General features: G+C 64.8%; 26 protein-coding genes. All 26 read left to right on the plus strand.

Translation table 11 applies throughout. The features are described from left to right. The first annotated feature begins 52 nt into the window (after positions 1–52). Complete coding sequence (locus tag FB597_RS10810; RefSeq protein ID WP_141911937.1) at positions 53–448, plus strand: hypothetical protein; 396 nt, start codon at positions 53–55, stop codon at positions 446–448. Positions 449–496: 48 nt separating this feature from the next. Beyond that, a complete protein-coding gene (locus FB597_RS10815) occupies positions 497–826 on the plus strand; it encodes a hypothetical protein (protein WP_255463924.1) in 330 nt (109 codons plus the stop codon). Then, entirely contained in the window at positions 823–1,278 is a 456-nt protein-coding gene (locus tag FB597_RS10820; protein ID WP_221292299.1) for a hypothetical protein, read from the plus strand. Before FB597_RS10815 ends, FB597_RS10820 begins: the two co-directional genes overlap by 4 nt. Further along, entirely contained in the window at positions 1,256–1,576 is a 321-nt protein-coding gene (locus FB597_RS10825; RefSeq protein ID WP_141911939.1) for a hypothetical protein, read from the plus strand. The genes FB597_RS10820 and FB597_RS10825 overlap by 23 nt, the downstream gene beginning before the upstream one ends. 5 nt (positions 1,577–1,581) lie before the next feature. Further along, positions 1,582–3,660, plus strand: a complete 2,079-nt coding sequence (sctV, locus tag FB597_RS10830) for a type III secretion system export apparatus subunit SctV (protein ID WP_255463923.1) — start codon at positions 1,582–1,584, stop codon at positions 3,658–3,660. 180 nt (positions 3,661–3,840) lie between these two features. Continuing rightward, entirely contained in the window at positions 3,841–4,773 is a 933-nt protein-coding gene (locus FB597_RS10835) for a hypothetical protein (RefSeq protein WP_144769536.1), read from the plus strand. A gap of 98 nt (positions 4,774–4,871) precedes the next feature. Further along, entirely contained in the window at positions 4,872–5,303 is a 432-nt protein-coding gene (locus tag FB597_RS10840; RefSeq protein ID WP_255463922.1) for a hypothetical protein, read from the plus strand. Positions 5,304–5,398: 95 nt separating this feature from the next. Further along, positions 5,399–6,478 (plus strand): FHA domain-containing protein, encoded by a 1,080-nt coding sequence (locus FB597_RS10845; protein WP_144769537.1) that lies wholly within the window; start codon positions 5,399–5,401, stop codon positions 6,476–6,478. After that, positions 6,472–7,854 carry a FliI/YscN family ATPase gene (locus tag FB597_RS10850; protein WP_255517143.1) on the plus strand — a complete coding sequence of 461 codons (1,383 nt, stop codon included), beginning with the start codon at positions 6,472–6,474 and terminating at the stop codon, positions 7,852–7,854. The genes FB597_RS10845 and FB597_RS10850 overlap by 7 nt, the downstream gene beginning before the upstream one ends. Then, positions 7,851–8,351, plus strand: coding sequence for a hypothetical protein (locus FB597_RS10855; RefSeq protein ID WP_144769538.1), 501 nt, complete (start codon positions 7,851–7,853; stop codon positions 8,349–8,351). Before FB597_RS10850 ends, FB597_RS10855 begins: the two co-directional genes overlap by 4 nt. A gap of 1 nt (position 8,352) precedes the next feature. Continuing rightward, positions 8,353–9,021 carry a hypothetical protein gene (locus tag FB597_RS10860; RefSeq protein ID WP_144769539.1) on the plus strand — a complete coding sequence of 223 codons (669 nt, stop codon included), beginning with the start codon at positions 8,353–8,355 and terminating at the stop codon, positions 9,019–9,021. A gap of 93 nt (positions 9,022–9,114) precedes the next feature. Further along, a complete protein-coding gene (locus tag FB597_RS10865; protein WP_144769540.1) occupies positions 9,115–10,257 on the plus strand; it encodes a FliM/FliN family flagellar motor switch protein in 1,143 nt (380 codons plus the stop codon). Continuing rightward, positions 10,251–10,913, plus strand: coding sequence for a type III secretion system export apparatus subunit SctR (gene sctR / locus FB597_RS10870; protein ID WP_141911959.1), 663 nt, complete (start codon positions 10,251–10,253; stop codon positions 10,911–10,913). The genes FB597_RS10865 and sctR overlap by 7 nt, the downstream gene beginning before the upstream one ends. A gap of 55 nt (positions 10,914–10,968) precedes the next feature. Beyond that, positions 10,969–11,232: a type III secretion system export apparatus subunit SctS gene (gene sctS / locus FB597_RS10875; protein WP_141911961.1), complete on the plus strand. Its 264-nt coding sequence runs from the start codon at positions 10,969–10,971 to the stop codon at positions 11,230–11,232. Between the two features lie 4 nt (positions 11,233–11,236). Continuing rightward, positions 11,237–12,034, plus strand: coding sequence for an EscT/YscT/HrcT family type III secretion system export apparatus protein (locus FB597_RS10880; RefSeq protein ID WP_141911964.1), 798 nt, complete (start codon positions 11,237–11,239; stop codon positions 12,032–12,034). 16 nt (positions 12,035–12,050) lie between these two features. Further along, positions 12,051–13,184, plus strand: coding sequence for a type III secretion system export apparatus subunit SctU (sctU, locus tag FB597_RS10885; protein ID WP_141911978.1), 1,134 nt, complete (start codon positions 12,051–12,053; stop codon positions 13,182–13,184). Continuing rightward, complete coding sequence (locus FB597_RS10890) at positions 13,168–13,776, plus strand: hypothetical protein (RefSeq protein ID WP_144769541.1); 609 nt, start codon at positions 13,168–13,170, stop codon at positions 13,774–13,776. Before sctU ends, FB597_RS10890 begins: the two co-directional genes overlap by 17 nt. 77 nt (positions 13,777–13,853) lie before the next feature. After that, entirely contained in the window at positions 13,854–14,258 is a 405-nt protein-coding gene (locus tag FB597_RS10895) for an EscI/YscI/HrpB family type III secretion system inner rod protein (protein WP_144769542.1), read from the plus strand. A gap of 10 nt (positions 14,259–14,268) precedes the next feature. Next, on the plus strand, positions 14,269–15,168 hold the full coding sequence (sctJ, locus tag FB597_RS10900) for a type III secretion system inner membrane ring lipoprotein SctJ (protein WP_255517144.1): 900 nt from the start codon (positions 14,269–14,271) through the stop codon (positions 15,166–15,168). Further along, entirely contained in the window at positions 15,165–15,749 is a 585-nt protein-coding gene (locus FB597_RS10905; RefSeq protein ID WP_141911989.1) for a hypothetical protein, read from the plus strand. Before sctJ ends, FB597_RS10905 begins: the two co-directional genes overlap by 4 nt. Then, entirely contained in the window at positions 15,746–16,486 is a 741-nt protein-coding gene (locus tag FB597_RS10910) for a FliH/SctL family protein (protein WP_141911992.1), read from the plus strand. Before FB597_RS10905 ends, FB597_RS10910 begins: the two co-directional genes overlap by 4 nt. 124 nt (positions 16,487–16,610) lie before the next feature. Next, positions 16,611–16,844, plus strand: a complete 234-nt coding sequence (locus tag FB597_RS10915; RefSeq protein ID WP_141911994.1) for a hypothetical protein — start codon at positions 16,611–16,613, stop codon at positions 16,842–16,844. After that, positions 16,831–17,262, plus strand: a complete 432-nt coding sequence (locus tag FB597_RS10920; RefSeq protein WP_255463920.1) for a hypothetical protein — start codon at positions 16,831–16,833, stop codon at positions 17,260–17,262. The genes FB597_RS10915 and FB597_RS10920 overlap by 14 nt, the downstream gene beginning before the upstream one ends. Further along, positions 17,259–19,361: a type III secretion system outer membrane ring subunit SctC gene (gene sctC, locus FB597_RS10925; RefSeq protein WP_144769543.1), complete on the plus strand. Its 2,103-nt coding sequence runs from the start codon at positions 17,259–17,261 to the stop codon at positions 19,359–19,361. The genes FB597_RS10920 and sctC overlap by 4 nt, the downstream gene beginning before the upstream one ends. 581 nt (positions 19,362–19,942) lie before the next feature. Beyond that, positions 19,943–20,611 (plus strand): toxin co-regulated pilus biosynthesis Q family protein, encoded by a 669-nt coding sequence (locus FB597_RS10930; RefSeq protein ID WP_144769544.1) that lies wholly within the window; start codon positions 19,943–19,945, stop codon positions 20,609–20,611. Continuing rightward, complete coding sequence (locus FB597_RS10935) at positions 20,611–22,416, plus strand: PilN family type IVB pilus formation outer membrane protein (protein ID WP_141913320.1); 1,806 nt, start codon at positions 20,611–20,613, stop codon at positions 22,414–22,416. The genes FB597_RS10930 and FB597_RS10935 overlap by 1 nt, the downstream gene beginning before the upstream one ends. Positions 22,417–22,422 lie beyond the last annotated feature (6 nt).

A 22,422-nucleotide genomic window follows, 5' to 3' on the forward strand; every position in this document is an offset into this window, starting at 1 on the left:
CGATGCGCGCCGCCGCACGCCTTTGGGCGGTCTTCTTCTGAAAAGGTGAGAAATGCAAATCAAGGTGGATGCCGTGGGCCTGACCGTGATCCTGCTGACGGCGGCGGAGGCAGGCTGGGGGAAGGGCAAGGTGCCGCAACTGATGGCGCAGATCGTCGATATCTCCGGCATCGACAAGAATACGCGGGCGCGCGCCTACCGGCTGGTGCGCGACGCGATCGCCGAGTTGCCGTTGACGATCTGGGCGCAGGACAAGCTCAACGCCCGGCGTGAGCTGCTCGATGAATTGAGCCGGCAGATCACGGTGCTGCAGGCCGGGATGTCCAATTTTCCGACCCAGGAAGAGTTGCGCGAGGACGCGTGGCGCGTCGAGCTCGATGCCCAGTATCGCAGCGAGAACAACAATGCGGCACGGGCACGGAGCAAATCGATGGCGCGGCCGGGTTGACGGGGCGGGCGGCGATGACACGGGGTGTGAAATCAGAAAAGGCGGGTAATGATGAAAGAACTGGTCATGAAATTGATCGGCGAGGCGCGCATCCAGCGTGCCGTCGCCATGAGCCATCTCGACAACGGGATCCACGTGTTCGCCTATCCGCTCGATGCCAGCATGCTGATTGCGATGGGCGTCAGCGCCGAGGCGCCGATGCGGCCGGAAGACCTGTTGCGCCGGCGCGGCGCCGAGCTGGAAACATTCGGCGGCTGGTTGCCGGCGCTGTTCAATGATGGCGGCATGTATGTGATCAGGCGCCTGAGCTCGGAAGAAGAAGACGGTGGCGACGAACTCGACCGCCAGCTTGAAGCGGCGCTGGAGCTGCTCAATTGAACGCGCGCATCAACTCCTCCGGGGTCGGCAGCCCGCAGCCGATCGACCCCGGCGAACTGGCCGAGATACATAGCGCCAGCGGGCTCACGCCGCTGCTCAAGGCGCGCCCGCTGCTGTCGCAGGAGGAAGAAGCGGTTTCGCTGCCGGCGCTGGAGTTGCCTGTCGATCCGCTGCAGCAGATGCTCAAGGAATTTCTGGGGCCGGCGCTGACCTCTGACAATCCGGTCTGGCGCGGCGACCCGGTGCCGTCCATGCGCGGCCTGCAACGGATGATGGTCGAACATGCGCTGAGCCTGGCCGAGGGCGAGCCGCGGCGACCGATGATGGCGGCGCTGCGCCAGGTCGAGAAGGCAGTCCAGATGCGACTGCGCTGGTTGCAGATGAAGCGCAGCGAAGCAGAATCGACGATCGTCGAAGGAGAGGGGCAGGATGCGCCGGAAAAGACCCGCTGACGGCATGCAGCCGGAGCTGCTGACCGCGCTCGGACTGGTGTGGGGACACCTCAATGCCTATCAGTACGAAGAGGCCTTCGAACTGGCAGCCGGCTGCCTGCAGCTGTGGCCGGAACATGAAAAGCTGCGCCTGATGCACGACCTCGCGGCGGCCGAAGTGCTGGAGCCGGTCGATCAGCGACGCCTGCGCGCCATGCGCACTCCCGACAACGCGGCCTGGGTCGACCTGGTGCTGCGCCGGCTGCAATATCAACAACACAATCGCATCCAGGGCGACCTGGCAGGGGGACTGCAATGAAAGCCATGAGCGTCGTCATGCTGCTCAACAAGATCGCCATCCAGCTCGGCAAGCGCGCCGAGCTGATGGCGGCAGGCCTGGTGATCGGCATCGTCTTCATGCTGGTGCTGCCGATGCCGATCTGGCTGCTCGATATCCTGATCGCGTTCAGCCTGTGTGCTTCGGGCCTGATCGTGGTGGTGGCCATGTACATGCCGGGCCCGACGGCCTTCTCCACGTTTCCGGCCGTGCTGTTGCTGACCACGCTGTTTCGCCTGGCCATTTCGGTATCGACCACCCGCCTGATCCTGCTTGAAGCCGATGCCGGTCACATCGTCGAGACTTTCGGCAATTTCGTGGTGGGCGGCAACCTGGTGGTGGGCCTGGTGATCTTCCTGATCCTGACAGTGGTGCAATTCATCGTGATCACCAAAGGGTCGGAGCGCGTGTCTGAAGTATCGGCGCGATTTTCGCTGGACGCGATGCCCGGCAAGCAGATGTCGATCGACAGCGACCTGCGCGCCGGCATCCTCACGCCAGAGGAAGCCAAGGCCAAGCGTGCCCACCTGGGCCAGGAAAGCCAGCTGCATGGCGCCATGGATGGCGCCATGAAGTTCGTCAAGGGCGACGCCATCGCCGGCATCTGCATCGTTGCCATCAACCTGATCGGCGGCATTTCGATCGGTATCATCCAGCGCGGTATGGATGCCGGCCAGGCGATGCAGGTCTATTCGATCCTGTCGATCGGCGACGCGCTGATCGCGCAGATCCCCGCGCTGCTGATCTCGCTGGGCGCCGGTATCATCACCACCCGGGTCGGCGACGACAATCAGGAGGGGGAAACCAACATCGGCAGCGACATCGCCGGTGAATTGTTCGGCGAACCCAAGGCGCTGCTGACGGCGGCAGGCATCATGCTGCTGTTCGGCCTGATCCCCGGCATGCCCACGGCGATCTTCGTGTCGCTGGCGGTCGGACTTTGCGTGGCCGGCGTGGTCGGCATTCTCAAACCGATCGCCGATGCCGAGATGGCGCGCGAATCGGAAGAATCCGAGCGCAAGAACGCCGGTATCGTCGACCTGACCAGCTTCGCCGCCGTGACGCCGTTCATCTTGCGCATGCACGAGTCGATGCGCACCCGGGCCGAGGCCGAGGTGATCCGCACGGCGGTGCGGCTGATGCGCAATGCCATGCTGGAACGGCGCGGGATCCCCGACCTGAAGCCTATCGATTTCGAATTCACCGCCGCGGTGCCGGAAGGACGCGTGTTTTTCATGATGTCCGAAGTGCCGCTGGTGGATGCCGAGATCATGCTTGGCTGGAGCGCCACCCGCGAATCGCTGGAACGGGTCCAGGAGCTTGGCTTCCAGGCGTTCGAGCGCAACATCCCCGGTTCCCGCCGGCGCCGCGTGTGGGTCAAGGCGGACAGTCCCGAACAGCTGGCCGAGTCCGGCCTGCTGGCCGAACCCTGGGAAAAGGTGTTCGCCTCCGACATCGAGGTCGAGATGTTGCGCAACTGCCAGATGTTCGTCGGCGTGAACGAAGTGATCCGCTTTACCCGCTGGGCCGAAAGGCGTTATCCGGAACTGGGCAAGGAAGTGGTCAAGACCGTGACCTTGCCGCGCCTGACCGAGGTGGTGCAGCGCCTGACGCGGGAAGGCGTGTCGCTGCGCAATGCACGGCTGTTGCTGGAGACCACGCTCGACTGGGCGCCCAAGGAGCGCGATCCCGACGTCATCGCCGACTATGTGCGGCTGGCCTTCAAGCGCCAGTTGTGCTTCGAGGCCTCGCGCGACGGCCTGATCGAAGTGATCCTGTTGTCGCCCGAGCTGGAAGACCAGCTGCGCAACGCCATGCGCCAGACCAGCCAGGGCAGCTACCTCGACATCGATTCCGAACTGGAGCAGATGATCCTGGACCGACTGAACGACCTGTCGACCAATGTCAGCACGCCGATCGTGCCGCCGGTGCTGGTGACGGCGGCCGATATCCGCCGTTCGGTGCGCAAGCTGATCGAGGAAGAGTTCTTCCCGGTGCCGGTGTTCGCGTTCTCGGAGCTGACCCAGCATGCCAAGGTCAAGCCGGTGGGGATGATTGAGGTGTGAGACCAATATTTCCGGTTGTCGCGGAACCGGCGCACAGGTCCCGAACATACATAAGAGAAACCAGGTGACGAACGTTCGCCTGCTTCGGTCCCAAGCCGAAGACCTTATCACCAACCCGATTGATATGCGCGCGGGGCGCGCCTGGCGCATGCGCCGGCACCGACGCGCAAAAGGAACGACATGCCATTTCCAAACGGATTTTCACTAGGTGGAAATAACAGAATCAATACGAATATCGATCCGACGGGCGCACCGACGCCACCCAACGGCCACCATGCCGGTACACAGCGGCGGCCGCCCTCCTGGGAGCGCGCGGGGCAAGGCCTGCGAAACGAAACGTCGGGGGTCAATCCGATGCGCCTGGCTGCAGGCCTGGCCAGGAGTGTGTTCAGTATTGGTCCCAGCTACAACAACTTTTTTAGGGCGGTCGAGAGTGTGTACGGCGCACCGCCGCGGCAAGACCCGGCGCATGTCCCGCCGCACGCAACGCATGGGCATCAGCGCGTGGGGGCGAGGTTCTCCGGCGAGAATATCGGTACGCAGATGGAACCGATGCTGCACATGTTCCAGCACGGAATCATGTCGGGCCTGCAACGCATCTTCGACCGGATGGACAGCGACCACATCCACCAGGAACTCAGAACGTACCAGCTGGACCAGCAAGAGTATCTGCGTAACAACATGAACGGCCCCCCGCCGGTCGTGCCTAGTTCGATTCCGTCGCATCTCAGGGACTACGTTGCCATGCTCGATCCTTCCGACGAAAACTTCGGTCACCAGATCTATGAACTGGTGATGAACGACAGTCAGTTCCAGCAAAGGACGCGTGACCAGATAAACAATAACATCGGCACGGCACCCAGGCCAAACTTGCGCCATGAACACGGCCATGGCGGCAACGCCTACGAACCGGAATTGGCGCCCAATGGCGAACCGCTGTTCGAGGAGTCGGCTGGGTTCGAGCCCTCGATGCAATATGAGAACCGGCGCAACAGCACGCCGTCGCCCACGGCGGAGAACCGACCGAATCGGCAAGCGACAGTGCAAGATGAAACTGAAGAGCAGAGGCGTGCGGGAACGTCCGGTTCGTCGCCGACTACGCGTCGTTCCTGATCGCCGCAGCGCGGCATGAATCCGACCAGATCCCGGTCACATATCGCTTTACTGGCGCGGATCTAAGTACTCAATCGTGGTGAAAACGGAGCTAACACATGAGCCTGGCTGCTAAACAATCGCACGTTCAAGAGCCCATCGCACCGATGTCGCATGAAGATGCGATGGCGATCATCGAACGCGCCGCCCGCGACAAGCATCTCGCGCGCGATCTCGACCTACTGCGCGACAAATGCTTCTCGTTTGTCAATGCGATGATGGACGAGGTCACGCAGACGCTGGCCGAAAAGGAAAAACGCACCCCGGCGCTGCTCAAGAGCCGTCCCGAGCAGGAAGTGACAGCGATCTCGTTGCGGGCTGCGGGTCAGCAACGCGAGGAGGCCGCGCGCAAGCGCCGCGAGCTGGCCGAAGCGATGGTGATGGGCGCGTTGGCCAATATGGACAATCCCGACTGGGATCCACGTAACCCGGCCACACGTCACACCACCGACAATTTCTTCATGGCCTTGCTCAAGAGCGCCTTCAAGTAAGCGGTGGAACCGTCGCCCAGCCGCCGGGCACTCAGATAGCAGAGCGTGGCCGGCGGTCGCCGCCCACGCGGTTGAATGTCTGATGGAGCAAGATCATGCAAGAACTGCGTATTCTCAATGGCTATCACCGGGGCGCCACGCTGCCCCTGCTGGATGGCAGCGCCCGCCTGCTGGGCGCGGATGAAGACGCCGATGTGGTGCTGGCCGACCCCGGCATCGTCGGCCGTCATGCCAGCCTGGTGCTGGCCGATGGCGGCTGGACGCTGTCGGCGCTGGATGGCCGCATTCGTCGCGCCGAGTCGAACCGGCCCACCGAGGTGGTGCAACTGGCGTTGGGCACACTGGCCCGCGTCGATCATATCTGGATCACCGTGGTCGAGGAGGACGCGCCCTGGAGCGACCCGCCGCCGGAGCCCACCGATAGCGAGGAAGCGGCTTCCGACGAGGCGCCGGACGAGCCTGCGGAGGCTGCCGACGGTGCCGCTGCTGCCGCTGCTGGTGCTAACGGCCATCCCGAGCACCCGGACTTTGCCGCAGAGGGCGAGCGTGTCGAACCGGCGCCGCAAGACACCGCGCCCCAGCCGCTGGCACAGGCCATGCCGGCGCATGGCAGCGAGCCGGCTAGTCGCCGCTCGCGCGGCTACAAGATGGTGCTGCTGCCGTTTTTCATTGCCACTGCGCTGACCGGCGCGGCCGCCTACGGCCTGACCAGCCATCCCAAGGAGCTGACCGCCGAGGCGCGCGCCAACGAAGCCGAGATCAAGCGCCTGGCGTCGTTGCCGCGCAAGTTGCCGCAAGACGAACTGGAGGCGGCGCTGCGCAAGCGGCTGGCAGAGGTCGATCTGCTCCATCGTGTCATGTTCGAGGTCGATCGCCGCGAATGGACCATTCGCGGCGCCCTCAGTGAAGACGACGCCGACCGCCTGCAACGCATGCTGACGACATTCTCGAAGACCTATGTGATCGATTTCCCGATCAACGTCAAGATCGGCTCGCCGGAATCGATGCTGCCGTTTCGCATCATCCAGGTGATTACCGGCAACGACCCCAGCATCGTCACCGACGACGGGCGGCGCCTCTACGTGGGCGACGAATATCGCGGCATGCGGCTCGCCGCCGTGGCCGGCAACCAGCTCAAGTTCACCGGCAAGCATGCCTTGAACGTGTCATGGTGATGGACCCTCGCGTGTTCCAGGACGACGTGCGCGCACGGCTCGACGACGTGCGCGCGCGGATCCCCGAATGGCAGTCGGGGCTGCCCCGGCGCCCGGGATTTTCCAGCCAGGGCCGGGTGGCCCAGGTGCTGGGCACCCTGATCGAAGCGCATATGCCGCCGGTGCAGATCGGCGAGCTGTGCAACCTGTTCAATCCCGAGCAGCCCGAGAAGACCATGCTGGCCGAGGTAGTCGGCTTTACCGACAAGGCCTCCATCCTGTCGGCCTTGAGCCCGCTGGAAGGGGTGTCGACCCGTACCGTGATCGAACCGCTGCGGCGTTCGCATTCGATCGAGGTGGGCGACCATCTGTTCGGTTGCGTGCTGGACGGCTTTGGCCGTTGGATGTTCCAGGCGCCGGCGGCGCGCGACAACGTATCGACCTGGCGTGCGATGTCGCCGGTGATCCGCGACGCTCCCGCGGCGACCAGCCGGCCCCGTATTTCGACCCCGCTGGCCACTGGCGTGCGAGCCATCGACGGCTTGTTGACCATGGGCACCGGACAGCGCATCGGCGTGTTTGCCGGCCCCGGTTGCGGCAAGACCACATTGATGGCGGCCATTGCGCGCGGTTGCCAGGCCGAGGCCATCGTGTTCGGCCTGATCGGCGAGCGCGGCCGGGAGCTCAACGAATTCCTGGACCACGAGCTCGATGAAGAGCTGATTCGCAAGACGGTGGTGGTCTGCGCCACCTCCGACCGCACCTCGATGGAACGTTCGCGTGCCGCCTTCACCGCCACCGCCATTGCCGAGGGTTTCCGCGATCGCGGCATGAAGGTGCTGCTGCTGGTCGACTCGCTGACCCGGTTTGCCCGGGCCCAGCGCGAGATCGGGCTGGCGGCAGGCGAACCGCCGGCGCGCGGCGGCTTTACGCCATCGGTCTACACGATGCTGCCGCGGCTCATCGAACGCGCCGGCAGCACGCCGCAGGGCTCGATCACGGCCATGTACACGGTGCTGGTCGACGGCGAGTCGGCATCGGATCCGATCGGCGACGAAGCAAAGTCGCTGCTGGACGGGCATATCCTGCTGACGCGCAAGTTGGCCGAGCAGGGCCATTATCCGGCCATCGACGTGCTGGCCAGCATCAGCCGGGTGATGAGCAATGTCACCTCGCGCGAGCATCGCAAGGCCGCTTCGCAATTTCGTGAGTTGATGGCGCGCTACCAGGAGATGGAACTCTTGATCCGCCTCGGCGAGTACAAGTCCGGCGCTGATCCGGTGGCCGACCGCGCGATGGAATTGCGCCCCGAACAACTGAGCTTCCTGCGCCAGGACACCAGCGGCAGCTCCGACTTCCAGGAAACCCTCGATACCCTGATGGAGATGGCCCGATGAGAATCGGCGCCGGCTTCGGCGCGCGGGCTGGCAAGCGCGAGGTGATCGATGTGGCCGAGATGAAGAAGCCGGATCGGCGGCTGGACCAGTTGCTGCACGTGCACAAGCAGCGCCTGTCGCGCCTGGAGCGGGAACGCAACGAAGCGCGCCAGGCGTGGCGCGAGATACGCCAGCAATTGTCCGGCAAGAAGCAGGACTGGCGCCAGTTGCAGTCGCGCGCCCAATCCGAGTGGATGAGCGCGCGTACTGCCTTCTTCAGCATGGGCCTCACCAATGCCGACTTCAAGCGGGCCAAGTCGGTGTATGAGCGGATGAAGCTGGAAGCCGGCGAAATGCGGCTGGCATGCCTGGCGCTGGCGCGCACCTGCCGCCAGGCCGGCACTGCCTTCTTCGCCGCGCGCGACCGGGTCCAGGGGGCCAATAAACAGCAAGAGAAACTGACCGTGCTGCGCGATGAAATGAAGGCGCTGGCATTGGCCCAGAACGCGGAGGCCTGACATGTCCATCTTCCCGGTGTCGCAACTGCTGGGCGAGAAGCCGGGCGAGGCGCCGCCGCCCAAACCGCGCCAACTGAAGTTGCCGCCCCGGCTGCCCTTGACGCGCAACGATGCCAATGAGGCGCGGCCGGCGCCGCGCACGCCACAGCCCCAGCCGCAGCCAAGACGCCAGCAGCAGGCCGCCGTAGCCAATGTGCGCACGATCACGCGCCAGCAGGCCGAGCGCGATGCGCGCCAGGCCAGCGCCGAACGCGCACAGGAACAGGCCGATCAGGCCACCGTCCTCCCTTACGAAGGACAAGGCGGGCAGGGCGGCGGTGGCGGTAATGGCAGCGGCGACAGCGGTGGACAACGGCAACCCGGCCGCGGCGGCGATGATGCACTGGCCGGCGCTGGCGGCGCCGGCATGGCCGAGCTGGCCGCCGACGAACTCGATTGCCATCTGCTGGCCGGCTTGCTGCCCACCGGCGCCGACGACGGTATCTTCGAGCTCCTGCTGCCGGGCGGCGCCAGGCTCGGCGTGGCCGTCGACCTCGGCCAGCGTACTACCTCGTTCCTGCTGATGCCGTCTACCGAGCGGCTGCGCGGTCAAATAAAAAAGAAAAAAATGGAACTGGAAAATGCCCTGGAACGACGTATGGAGACACAAGTCAGGCTTACGGTGCTGTAGAGGGGCAGGCTACCGTCGCGGGGGTATCGCGACTTCGGCCTGACTGTTCATCCGGGGCCTGGCGCGACCATCCAGCGACCCCAACAGGCTTTCATGTCCGATCTCTCGACCGCATCCACTTCATCCCGTGCCGGACATTACGACCTGCTCGAACTCGCGCCAAGCATCGACGCCGGGCAAGCAGACCTGAGCCGTCAGTTGGGCCGCGGGCGTCGCATTGCGCTGCCCGACCCCGCCTTGGAACTGCTGGTGCTGCCGGCGCCCCCGGTTGCCGGGCTGCAACCGGGCCTGCGCCTGGTGCTGGCGCAGGGCCCCTTGCTGCTGTGCCAAGGCGAGCGGCTGCTGGCCGGCCTGACCGGCATCGATCCGGCATCTGCGCGCGACGCCGACGGCAAGTGGCCGCACTGGCTGGCTGGGGCGCTGGCCGGGCGCTTGCAGCACACGCCGCTGGCGGCGCTGCAGGCAATCGACCTGCCGACGGCTGGCCAGTCCGACGCGCCCGGCATGGTGCCGCTCCAGTTGCGCCTGCGCGATGGCGAGCATGCGATCGAAACCACCGCCTGGGCCAGCACAGCGTTTTGGCAGACCCTGCTGGCCGACGCCGAACCGTTGCGCATGCCGGCCGCGCGCTGGTTGTCGCTGGGGTTTTCCAGCGTGGTGCCGCTGGCCAGCCACCGCCTTGCGCGGTCGGCCTTCGACGCGCTGCGCATGGGCGATCTGATCCTGCCGGACAACCCGCTATTCGATATCGAAGGAAACGGGCGTCTGTTGTTGGCCGCGCGTCATTGGCGCGTGCGCTACACGGACCATCAACGCCTGCAACTATTATCAGAGGAGAACGCCTTGAACTATGAAGCAGATCCGGATACGGCCATCGACGGCATCGACCCGGATGAATACGAGGCCGACGCGCCAGCCCCGGCCCGGGAGCCCGAAGACGTCGCCTACGGCAACGGGCATGAAGACCCGGTGGCAGGCGACGAGCGCCTGGCCGCGGACGGTGAAACCGTAGCGCCGGGCGAGATCTGCCTGACGCTGCGCTTCGAACTGGGCCGCCTCAAGCTGTCGCTGGACCAGTTGCGCACGCTCGGCGAGCAGACTGTGCTGACGCTGCACGATGCGTCGGCGCAGTCGATCGCCATCACCAGTTCGGGCGCCGAGGTCGGCCGCGGCGAAGTGGTGTCGGTAGATGGTCGGCTGGGCGTGCGCATTACCCGCTGGGGCCCGGCGTGCTGAGCGGGCAGTTCGATGTCGTTTCGTTCTCGGTGCTGCTGGCGCTCATGGCGCTGGTGCCGTTGATGGTGGTAACGACGACATCCTTCCTCAAGATTTCGCTGGTGCTGCTGGTGCTGCGCAATGCCATCGGCGTGCAGCAGGTGCCGCCGACGCTGGCGATCTACGGAATTTCGCTGGCACTGTCGGTGTTCATCATGGCGCCCACGGTGCAGGAAGTCGGCAAGCGCGCCATGCTCATCGACACCACCAACCCGGCCGCCTCGCGCACTACCCCGATCCTGCAGCGCGCCCAGGATTCGTTCGAGCCGTTGCGCAAGTTCATGCTCAAGATGAGCCACGCCGAGCAGCGCGAGATGTTCCTGGCGTCGGCCAAGAAGTTGTGGCCCAAGGAAGCCGCGCGCGATGCCCAGCCCACCGATGCGTTGATCCTGATTCCGGCCTTCGTGGTGTCCGAACTGCAGACCGGTTACGAGATCGGGTTCCTGATCTACATTCCGTTCGTGGTGATCGACCTGCTCATTTCCAATTTACTGATGGCGCTGGGCATGCAGCAGGTGAGCCCGCAGACCATCACGATTCCACTCAAGCTGCTGTTGTTTACGCTGGTGGGCGGCTGGGCCAAGTTGCTTAACGCGCTGGCGATGTCCTACGTCTGACCTGCCTGCGCCGCAATGGGCGCACTTTGATCCAGTCCAAACCGAGGAGACGGCCATGGCCGATACCATCAATTATTTCCAGCAGGGCCTGTGGATATGCATCATGATGTCCGCGCCGCCGTTGCTCATTGCCACGCTGTGCGGGCTGGGCGTGTCGCTGATCCAGGCCGTCACCCAGATCCAGGACCAGACCCTGCCGTATGTGGTCAAGCTGGTCGCGGTGGCCGTCACGCTGGCCGGCATGGGGCGCTGGATTGGCGTCGAATTGCTGCGCCTGGCCGACCTGGCCTTCACGATGGTGCCGGACATCGGGCGCTGATCCGATGCCTGCCTCGCTATTACTCGATATCCAGGCGGTGCTGGTGACGATGGCGCTGATCACGCCGCGGGTGCTGGTGTGCCTGGTGATCCTGCCCGGTTTCGGCCTGAACGTGCTGACCGGCATGGCCAAGAACACCGCCGCCATGGCCATTGCGCTGCCGGCAGCGCTGCCGACCTTTTATTTCGTGCAGGCCAATGCGCCCGACATGCTGACCTCCGGCGTGATCATCTTCAAGGAAGCCATCATCGGGCTGATGTTCGGCGTCATCATGGCGATCCCGCTATGGGTGGTGCAGTCGATCGGCTCCATTTTCGACAGCCAGCGCTCGCCGATCCAGATCCAGGCCAATAATGCCTCGGTCGACCGTGACGCCAGCGCCATCGGCGCCATGCTGCTGCAGGCGGTGGTGCTGGTGATGGTGCAGGCGGGGATGTTCGTGGCGATGGCCCGCATACTCATCGAGAGCTATGCGATCTGGCCGGCCTTTTCGCTGCTGCCGCCGTTCGAGCCGGGCCACTTCGACATTCTCATCAAGCGCTTCGGCGAATTGCTCTGGTATATCGTGGTCTACGGCGCGCCGGTGCTGATCCCGCTGGTGCTGATCGAGTTCGGTTTTGCCATCGTCGGCGTATTCGCGTCGAACTTGCAGGTGTCGTTCGCATCGGCGCCGGTCAAGAGCCTGGCCGGCTTGCTGATCATGTTGCTGTACTGGTCCACCTTCTCGCATTACGTCGCGGGCGACTTTACCCATGTGCTCGACCTGTTGAAGAGCATGATGGAAGTGCCGGCGGCGCGCTGAGGCTTCAGGAGCGGTCATGAGCGACGAAAAAAACGAAGAACCCACCGACAAGAAGATAGAAGACGCCAAGAAGAAGGGCCAGATCGCGGTCAGTCGCGACCTGGCCCGGCTGGTCACGCTGGTGGTGGTGATGGAGGTCGTTCTCGCCACCGAATCGCTATGGCGCGGGGCTATCTTGAACCTGATGGAAGGCGGGATCGCGGGCGTGGGCCAGGATTTTTCGACCGCCATGAACAACCAGCTGATGTCGGCCGTGATCTTCCTGGCGATCGTGTTCTTCGCCGCCTTCATCATTTGCCCGGTGACGGCGGTGATCGGGCATTGGGGCCAGTTCGGCATCCTGGTGGCGACCGAGGCGCTCGAGCCGAAGCTCGACAAGCTCAATCCGGTCAACGGCATCAAGCAGATATTTTCCAAGAAGAAGCTGTTCGAGCTGCTGATCACGGTGGGCAAGGCAGCGCTGATCGCCTTCATGATGTATGGCGCCATCCACGGCCAGCTGGGCACCATCCTGACGCTGGCGGGAGGCGAGCCGAAGGACGTCTACGACGCCTTCATGACCCTGTTGCGCAATATCTTCCACGGGATCATCGTGGTTTGCCTGATCCTGGGCGTGATCGACTTTGCGATACAGAAGTATTTCCACAAGAAGGATCTCATGATGGATCACGAAGAGATCAAGCGCGAGTTCAAGGAATCCGAGGGCGATCCGATGGTCAAGGGCCAGCGCAAGCAGTTGGCGCGCCAGTGGGCCAACGAAGCGCCGGCCGCCAAGACAGAGAAAGCCAATGCGGTGGTGGTCAACCCGACCCACTTTGCGGTGGCCATGTTCTATGACGCGGTCGATACGCAGGTGCCGGTGGTGCTGGCCAAGGGACGCGACGAGGTGGCGCAGGCGATGATCCAGCGCGCCCACGAATGCGGCATCCCGGTAGTGCGGCACGTATGGCTGGCGCGCACCCTGTATGCCACCTGCCGCGACGACATGGTGGTGCCTCGTTCCAGCTACCAGGCCGTGGCCCAGGTATATGCGGTGGTGCATGAGCTGGTCGCCAGTGGCGACGTGCAGCGGGAAGTCGAGCTGGAGTCTTTCGGCGAACCGCCGCAACCCGAACCATTGGAGGGGCCGGGCCATGGCGAAAAACCGTGAGATCGTCGAACTGAACGGCGCGTCTCCCAACTGCCCGGCGCCAGTGCCGTCCCCGGCGCTGGACAACCGGCAGCGGCGCTTGCGCCAGGATTGCGAAGTGCGCAGCGTGGCCTTACGCGCGCAGGTGCTGCAATCCAGGCCGGAGTGCGAATTGCCGCTGGGCGACGTGACGGCGCCGCCGGTGGCCGAGCCGGTGATCGAATCGGCCGGCAGCCAGCCGCAGGTGGTGATCGGCCAGGCCGGCGCCGCGACCACCACCGGCACCGCCGACAGGGAGGCGTCGTCGCTGTTGCAGCGGTTCATGGCGGTGCTGGCCATCGGCGAGCAAGACGGCGAACAGCGCTCTGCCGACGACGAACGCATCATCGGCAGCGGCGACCGCGCCCATCACCTGGCGTTGATCGCCGGCGCGCCGGCGCCGGCGCCGCAGCCGCTGCGCCCCGCGCGCGAACCGTTGATTGCGCGAGCGGCGCCGAAGTCGCGCGCCGATTGCCGGCGCCGTTGCGGCAGGAACGGCTTTTGCGATCCGTCTTCGGACCTTGGCTGCGGCGGCGTCCATTGCGGCAACCCGATCATGCGCGAGGCGCTCTGAGCGCGTGGAGGGGGAACCGCCTGCCATCGAACCCCCACCTATGCCTGTTCAGTCCAGATCTTCGAGGGAGCCGAAACATGCAACAGGCATCATTGCAGCAAAGTATCACCCTGAACGACCCCGCCGGCGGCAATGCGACCGGACCGGGACTGCACATGGACATCCGCTCCGGCAATGCAGACGGCGAGCACTTCAAGGCCATGTTCGAGCAATACATGAACAAGGACGCGATGCGCCACAAGCCCAATACCAATTCGCTGGGCAGCGTGCTGGCGCAGCGTACCTCGTCGCTGGCCTCAGAGGTCAAGCAGGACCAGCTGTATGTGTCCAAGCTGCTGGAGCAGGCCAGCCGCGCCGGCGACTCGATGCAATTGATGAAGGCGATGATGGCGCTGAGCGACTATCAGATCCGCGTCCAGACCATCTCGAAATGCGTGGCCAAGGCTTCCACCTCGGTCGACTCCCTGACCAAACTCCAATGATCAAGGCATCGTGATTCCCATACTCTTCAATCCGCCGCGCGCAGGCAGGCCATGGCGTCTGTTGCGGGTGAGCTGCGTGTTCCTGCTGCTGGTAATGCTGGCCGCCTGCTCCAAGATGGTCATCCTGCAGGCCGCGCTCAACGATGCCGACGCCAACGAGATCATCCTGGTGCTCAATCGCAAGGGCATCGAGGTCGACAAGCAGAAAGGCAAGGAGGGCGTGACCCTGCTGGTCAAGGATGTCGAACTCTCGCGCGCCACCGAGACCATGAATGCTGCCGGGCTGCCGCGACGCAGCCTGTCCAACCTGGGCGAAGTGTTCAAGAAGCAGGGCATGATCTCCTCGCCCATGGAGGAGCGCATTCGCTACATCCATGGCCTGTCCGAGGAACTCGAGTCGACGATGCTGCAGTTCGACAATGTGGTGTCGGCCCGCGTGCACGTGGTGCTGCCCGAACGCATCGCCCCGGGCGAGCCGATCCAGCCCTCGTCGGCGGCCGTGTTCGTCAAGTATCGCCCGCCGCTGGACGAGGACGCGGTGATGCCGCGCATCCGCCGGCTGGTGGCGTCCAGCATTCCCGGGCTATCCGGAGACGACGGCCGCAACAAGGTGTCGGTGGTGATGATGCCGGGCGAGCCGCCCACTCCCGGCATCGAATGGACCATGTTCGGGCCGTTCACGGTGGCGGCGGCCTCTGCCACCGGCCTGGCGCTGACGATGGGCAGCTTGTTCCTGATTGCGCTGTCGAGCCTCGGCTATATCGGCCTGCAGCGTGTGCTGCGCCATCCCAAGGTCGCACATATGCTGGCCAACTTCGCCGCCCGGCGGATCAAGAAGGCGCAGGAAAAAGCGCAGGAGAAGGCCAAGGCCGCAGCCCAGGCGCAAGTCGCCGGTGGGCAGGGCACATGATGGACTTGCCGCCCAGCGCCGATTTCCTGGACTGGTGGTTTGCGCCCTGGTCGTATGCCCGCCGGCATGCCGCGCCGCCATGTGCCGGTACGCTGGGCGCGCGCGATGCCTACCGCGACTGGTGCCGGCAGGCGGCCGTCGATCCGGTCTTGCCGGTCGCCGGCGACCTGCGCTGGCAGATGACGGTGCGCGATGGCGACGAGTTCGGCCGCGCTGCCGAGCTGTTCGGCGGCCTGTTCGCGGCCCGCGCCCGCAACCACGACGAACTGGCCGCGCTATCGCCGGCGCGCCGCCGATGGTGCCTCAGCGTGGCGCTGACGCAGCCGTTGCTGGCCTGGACCGGCGAATTGCCGCAGGCGTTGGCCACCGCCCGCGCGCGCGGCCTGCTGGAAGCGGCGATGCGCCTGGAGCATGCGTTGCCCGGCATGTGGTCGCGTCTGCGCCTGCTGCTGCCGGACGACGAGGCCGGCCAGTTGGGCCGGCGCCTGGCGCTGGGCACGCCCGAGTCGGCCCGCCTGCGCGAGCGTGAACGCAATTGCTGGCAGTTGTGCCTGGCGCAGGCGCGCGGGGCAGGCGCATGATCCCATTGGCCGAAGCGAGCAATAACGTGGAGCAATCGATGAACTCATTTTGCGTGGCGGCGCTGCACATGCCGCCGGGATTGCGCGCCCGCCAGGGAGTAGTGCGCAGCGATGCCTTCTTCATTACCGACGACGCAGGCCTGGCGGCGCAGCACCTGCTGGCCACGGCGCGCGCGCAAGCCGACGGCATCCTGGCGCATGCGCGCGCCGAGGCCGACAGCGCCGTGCGGCGCGAACAGGAACGGGTAGCCGAAGAGGCCGGCCGCATGCTGGCGTTGTTGCAGCAGATGCAGGACGGCGTGCTCGATGAGGCGGCGGGCTTGGCCATTGAACTGGCGCGCCGGATCTTCGACCGGCTGGTGCTCGACACCACGCCGCAGGAGCGGCTGGAAGCGGCCTGCCGGCGGGTGCTGGAAGAGGCCCCGCCGAAGCTCAACGCTGCGGTGGCCTGGATGCACCCGGACGACGCCGCCGGTATCGACGGTACGGCCGGCCTGCCCTGGGAAATCAAGGGCGACAAGCGCCTGCAGCCAGGCACCTGCCGGCTGGAGGCGTCAAACGGCGAATGGCGCGCCGAATTCGGATTGGCCAGCGAGGCCCTGCGGGCGTCGCTGGCGCAATTCATCCCGGCCGCGCCGGCGCCCGATGCCAACGACCTTGTTGCCGTTGGCGAGGACTTCGGGCAGGCCGGGGCGTTGGAAGCGGATACCGATGCCATCGATGGAGATGAAAGTTGAGACTTTTCCGCGGGCATTGAGCGAACCGGGCGGCGGCCGGAGTCACATATCGAAGTGATTCCCATCAGTCAATCCGGAGCCGGGTGCATACGGCCCGGACCGTTCATGCCAAAGGAGCAAGATCATGTCGGACAATCAGAATCCTTACCTGCAGAACCTGCGTCAACTCAATAACCGCTTCGAATCCACCGCTGAGCAGATCAGCGACTTCAACCGTCGCCAGGCCGATGGCGAACATCCGGATCCCTCCGAATTCATGGACCTGCTGAGCAAGCAATCGGTCACGCGCACTGCCATGAGCGCGCAGTTCGGGTTGATGCAAAAGCCGCTCAAGACCGTCCTGAATGAAACGCGTTGACGCGATGTTGTCCGAAGACCTCGAACAATGGTTGCAAGGCCTGCCGCTGGGCGAACCCTTTGATATTGGCGGCGAGAGCGTCTACCTGCAGGTCGGCGACGGCGGCGCCGAACTGGGCGTGATCCTGGTGCGCGAGCCGACCGACGCCCAGATCACCGAGTCGATGCGATGCGGGTTCCAGTGTGCGCTCGAATTCGAGGCCGGGTTGGCGATTCCCGACGATGGCGATGCGCTGGTGCTCAACCGCTGGTTGCCGGACGCCGAAACCTGGGCCGACGCGGCCGATGCGCTGGAAAACATTTTGAATCAGGCCGGCTTGTGGCGAGCCGCGATGAAACCGTCCAATGGCCGTCAGGCCGAAGACAGCAGTCGGGCCGAGCAGCGTCTGCGCACGGCCCTCAACGGGGGAGCAGCATGAATGTACGTGAAACCATCCAGTCATGGGGCCTTGGAATGCTCCTGGTAATGTTGCTGTTGTGGAGCAGCACCTTGCAGGCCGCCGTGCCTTCGGCATGGAAGGAAGGCGGTTTCTCGATCAACGCCAACGGCATGACCGTGCGCGGCGTGCTCGACGAATTCAGCCGCACCTATGGAGTGCGGCTGCAATTGAGCGCCGAGGGCGGCCAGATCGTCAAGGGCCGGCTCAAGGCCGAGAACGGCGTCGAATTCCTCAACCGGCTGACCAGCGCCAACAAGATGCGCTGGTTCGTCTACAACGATACGCTGTACGTGGTCTCGGCCACCGACAATACCTCGCAACGCATGCAGGTGGGCGAGGACGCCGTGATGGACGCCAAGACCGCGCTGGTGGGCCTGGGCCTGTTCGACGAGCGTTTCGGCTGGGGCGAGCTGCCCGATGAGGGGGTGGTCATCGTCAGCGGCCCGCGCGCCTATGTGGACCTGGCGCGCGAGGTGCTGATGCCGGCCGGCGCCAAGAAGGAAAAACTGCGCGGCCGCCAGGTCATGCTGTTTCGTCTCAAGTATGCCAGCGCCAACGATCGGGTGATCAATACCCGCGGCAAGCCCGAGACTATCCCCGGCATCAAGACCATCCTGACCAATCTGCTGATGGGCGGGCATGGTAGCGGCGGCGAGAAGGTCACCGGCAACAACCGGTTCGATGTCGACAGCCGCAAGCGCTCGCGCAGCGGCAAGATCAACCGCGCCGAACCGGGCGACGGCCAGGAGTCCGGCGAGCGTTTTTCGCCGTTGTTTTCCGCGCCCGGCGCCAACGGACGCAACAACCTGATGGCGCCGGGCGCCGGCCAGGCGGCGTCGCCGGGCGGCTACGACAATACCAGCGGCGCCGGTGGCGCGCAGGATGGCGAAGGCAAGCAGCAGGGGCCGCGCATCGAGGCCGATTCCACCCTCAATGCAATCATGATCTATGACGATATCGCCAAGAAGAGCGTCTACGAGTCGCTGATCGCCCAGCTCGACATCAAGCCCCAGCAGATCGAGATCGAAGCCCTGATCGTCGACATCGACCGCAGCCGGCTGGCCGAGATGGGCGTGGAGTGGGGCGCTCGCGCCGGTGTGGTCAATACCACCGTCAACGGCACCACCACCCAGTCCAGCGGTACCGACCTGCCGTTGCCGGGCGCAACCCTGCTCATCAGCGATGCGGCACGCTTCTATGCCCGCCTGAAGGCCATGGAGTCGAATGGCGAGGCGCGCGTGCTGGCCACGCCGACCGTGCTGACGCTGGACAACGTGGCGGCAGTGCTAGACCTGAGCCAGAGCGCCTATGTGTCGCTGGTGGGGGAGCGGGTGGCCGACATGTCCGACATCACCGCCGGCACCATGCTGCGCGTGATCCCGCGCATCATCAACGATGCCGGTGAGACCCGGGTTCGGCTGGAGGTGGATATCGAGGACGGTTCGCTCAACAATACCGAGTCCGATTCATCGCGCTCGACCAATAACAACGGCAGCGGCACCATCGCCGCCAACGTGACGCGCTCGACCATCAATACCCAGGCCATCATCGATGCGCAGCAGACGCTGATGATCGGCGGCTATCGCGCCGAATCGTTGATCCGCAACAAGCAGAAAGTGCCGGTGTTGGGCGACCTGCCGGTCGTGGGCGGATTGTTTCGCAGCGAATCGCGCTCCAACAGCACCCGTGAACGCTTGTTCCTGATCACGCCGCGCATCACCGGGTTCGACGGCACCCGGCTGGCGCTCAACAAGGCGCGCGGCAATGCAACGCCAGCAGCGCCGGCGCCGAGCCAGCCAGGCATGCCGACGCCAGGCATGCCCAGCGTGCCGGTGCCAGGGCCCATGCCTAATTCCCAGGTATTGCCGGCGCCGGCCGACGCGGCCACCTCGTCGGGAACGCCGCCGGCCCTGCTGCCGCTACCGGCCAATGCCCCTGGCGCTACACCCAGGCCACCGTCGTCCGACCCGCAGCAGGCCAGCAACATGCCGCACGAAGGATCGCTGATGGGAGTGCATTTGCCGCTGCGCAAGACCAAGAACCGATGCCTGCGGCCGGGAGCGGTGGGGATAATGTAGGGCACTGTCGAGGTCGTCTCCGAAAGGCGGCGGGCAGTCGGAAGGAGCACCGGGGGTGCTCCTTTTTTCGTTGGCCGGGTAGCGTTTTTTTGCGCCTTTGTGGAACCGGAGCGCAAGCCTTTTTCACTCATCATCAGTACCACGGGATCGTACCGGGCCGTAAGGCGCGGCGCAATGGCCGGGGAGGAAATATCAGCCATGCAAGATCGCCAGGATTGTCGTTTCGTCCAGTTTCGCGGTGGTCATATTTGTTGAGAATTTCCCTGTCAGCTTTTCGTTACTATCTATTCCAATCTTGAACGGAAACGCCGCGAAAGGCGCTCCGTTATTGGGTTGTCACTCACCGCTAGGCGCGCAGCGCCGGGGTCGCCGCACACTGCAATGGTGTGCGAGGCGGTGAGAAAAAATGAAAATGGTTCACGCAGCATCCGCAGTTCGGTAACAGATTAGTCAGGTGATTCCAGGTGAGGCCGGGTGCTTTGGGCAACCGTGCGTTTCACAGCGATGCGCCTCTCGTTGCGGGAGGCGCAAGGGGACGGTGTTCGCCTTTTTATTGACGATGTTCACGATGGGAAGCATTTATGTATCGCTCACACCTTGAAGTCAAGCGCCCCTTGCGGCAGATCCGGATGCTCACCGGCCTGGTTGTGCTATGCCTGGGACAGGGGGGCTTGCAGGCGGCTGCCGCTGCCGAGCCGGCGGCGGTGATGAAGTATGCCCCGACGCCGACCTTCGCCGCCGCCGAGGACCAGCGGTTCCAGTTGCTGGCCGGCGAAATCGAGCTGGGCGACGATTGCAACCCGCTGCCGCTGGCCGCTTCCGCGCGCTCCGCCGACACCATCGTGCTGGCCAAGGCGGATGACGAAAAGAAGCCCCGCAACGGCAAGCGCGCCAAAAAGGAAGTCGAACAGCCGGCCACCCTGATCGATGCCGTGCCGATGGCCGCCGCCGCGCCCGCTGCGCCGGCCGCGCTGGGATTGGCCGCCGATGGCAGCCGCGAATGGGAAATTATCGTCTCCGACAAGACCCTCAACGCCACCATGGCGCGCTGGGCGGCATCGGCCGGCTGGCAACTGTTGTGGGAACTGCCGGTGGACTACGCCGTGGAAGCACGTACCCGTGTGCGCGGCACGTTCGAAGAAGCGGTGTCGATCGTCGCCAGCAGCATGGAAAGCGCGGAGATCCCGATGAAGGCGGTCTTCTATCAAGGCAACAAGGTGTTGCGCATCATGGCCAAGGGGAGTGAATGATGAAGGCGTATTCCAGCAAATTACCGCTGCTGCTGCCACTGGCGATCCTGATCGCCGGCTGCAGCGGACTGGCCAACAAGCTCGAAGGCCAGGTCGACCAGGAAGGCGAACGCGCCAGCCGCCTGAGCCGTGACGTCGGCCGCACCGCACCCGGCAGCGTCATGCCGTCGACACCGCTGGTCAAGCACGAATCCGGCATCTGGCTGGGCAAGACGGCGATCAAGCTGGGCCAGCCTTCGCTGCCGCCGATCTTCTATGAACCGACAACCTTCGATCGCACCATCAATTCGCTGACCGAACTGGCCGAACGGATCACCCTGCGCTCCGGCATACCGAGCAAGGTCAGCCCGGACGCGCTGGAAGTGTCCGCAGGCGCATTCCGTTCACGCGGCGCCCCCGGCCTGCCTATCCCGGCGTTGCGGGCAGCCCCGGGCATGATGGCGCAAGCCAATGGTCCGATGTTGCCGTTGCCCGCAGGCACGCCCGGCGAAGGCCAGAGCAGCCCGGTGCAGCCCGGCCGCGGCCCGGCCGCCAATACCGGCCAGGCGCAGCCGACCTTCACCGACCTGCCCAATGGCGTGCGCATTGCCTATAACAGCGGTTCGCTCAAGGGCTTGCTCGATACCGCCGCCGCCCGTTTCGGGGTGTCATGGAAGTTCAGCGATGGCGTGATCCAGTTCTTCCACACCGAATCGCGCAATTTCCAGATCAGCGCCATTCCGGGGGATTCGACCTTCTCGGCCACCGTCACCAGTGGCGCAACCTCCACTGGCGGCACCGGCGGCGGCAACGGCGGCGGTGGTGGCGGTTCCAATGGCGGTGGCGGCGGTAGCTCGTCCTCGGGCGTCAACGCCAACAATACCCAGAATACCCAGGTCGCCTCCAAGCTGTCGGTCTATACCGGACTGGAGTCGGCAATCAAGGTCATGCTGTCGCCGTATGGCAAGGTGCTGGCTTCGCCTGCTACCGGTTCCATCACGGTGGTGGATACGCCCGATTCATTGGAACGCATCGCGTCCTACATCGATGGCGAGAACAAGTCGCTGTCGCGCCAGATCGCCATCAACGTGACCGTGCTGTCGGTCACCCTGAGCGATTCGGACCAGTACGGCATCAACTGGAATGCCGTCTACCGCAGTCTCAACAGCAACTTCGGCATCTCCAATTCCTATGCAGGCGCCGCGACCACCGGCCTGGTGTCGTTCACCGCCGGCGTTCCGGCCACCGGGACCTCCAAGTTCGCGGGCAGCCAGGCGGTGATGCAGGCGCTGTCCGAGCAGGGCCGGGTGCGGCGCCAGACCACCGCCTCGGTGGTGACGCTGAACAACCAGCCGGTGCCGGTGCAGGTGGCGCGCCAGACCACCTACCTGCAATCGCTTCAAACCTCGCTGGTGGCGCAGGTCGGCTCGACCACCTCGCTCACGCCTGGCGTGGTGACGGCCGGTTTCAACATGAGCATCCTGCCGCATATGCTGACCAATGGCACCGTGATGCTGCAGTTCTCCACCGACATCTCGACGCTGCGGCGCATCCGCACCATCGTCGGCACCAGCGACTCCGACGGCAGGGTCACCTCGCAGATCGAGTCGCCCGAGCTGGATACCCGCAACTTCCTGCAGCGCGTGGCGATGAAGTCCAACGAAACCCTGATCATCAGCGGCTTCGAGCAGACCGACGACGACCTGGGCCGCTCGGGTGTCGGCGAGGCCAGGAACATGGTGCTGGGCGGCGGTTTCTCGGCATCCACCAACAAGGAGGTGATCGTGGTGCTGATTACCCCGGTGACCATGGGTTCGGCGTCCTGAGGAAGA

Origin of the sequence: Herbaspirillum sp. SJZ099, from assembly GCF_007828355.1 — a bacterium.
Taxonomy (GTDB): domain Bacteria; phylum Pseudomonadota; class Gammaproteobacteria; order Burkholderiales; family Burkholderiaceae_D; genus Herbaspirillum.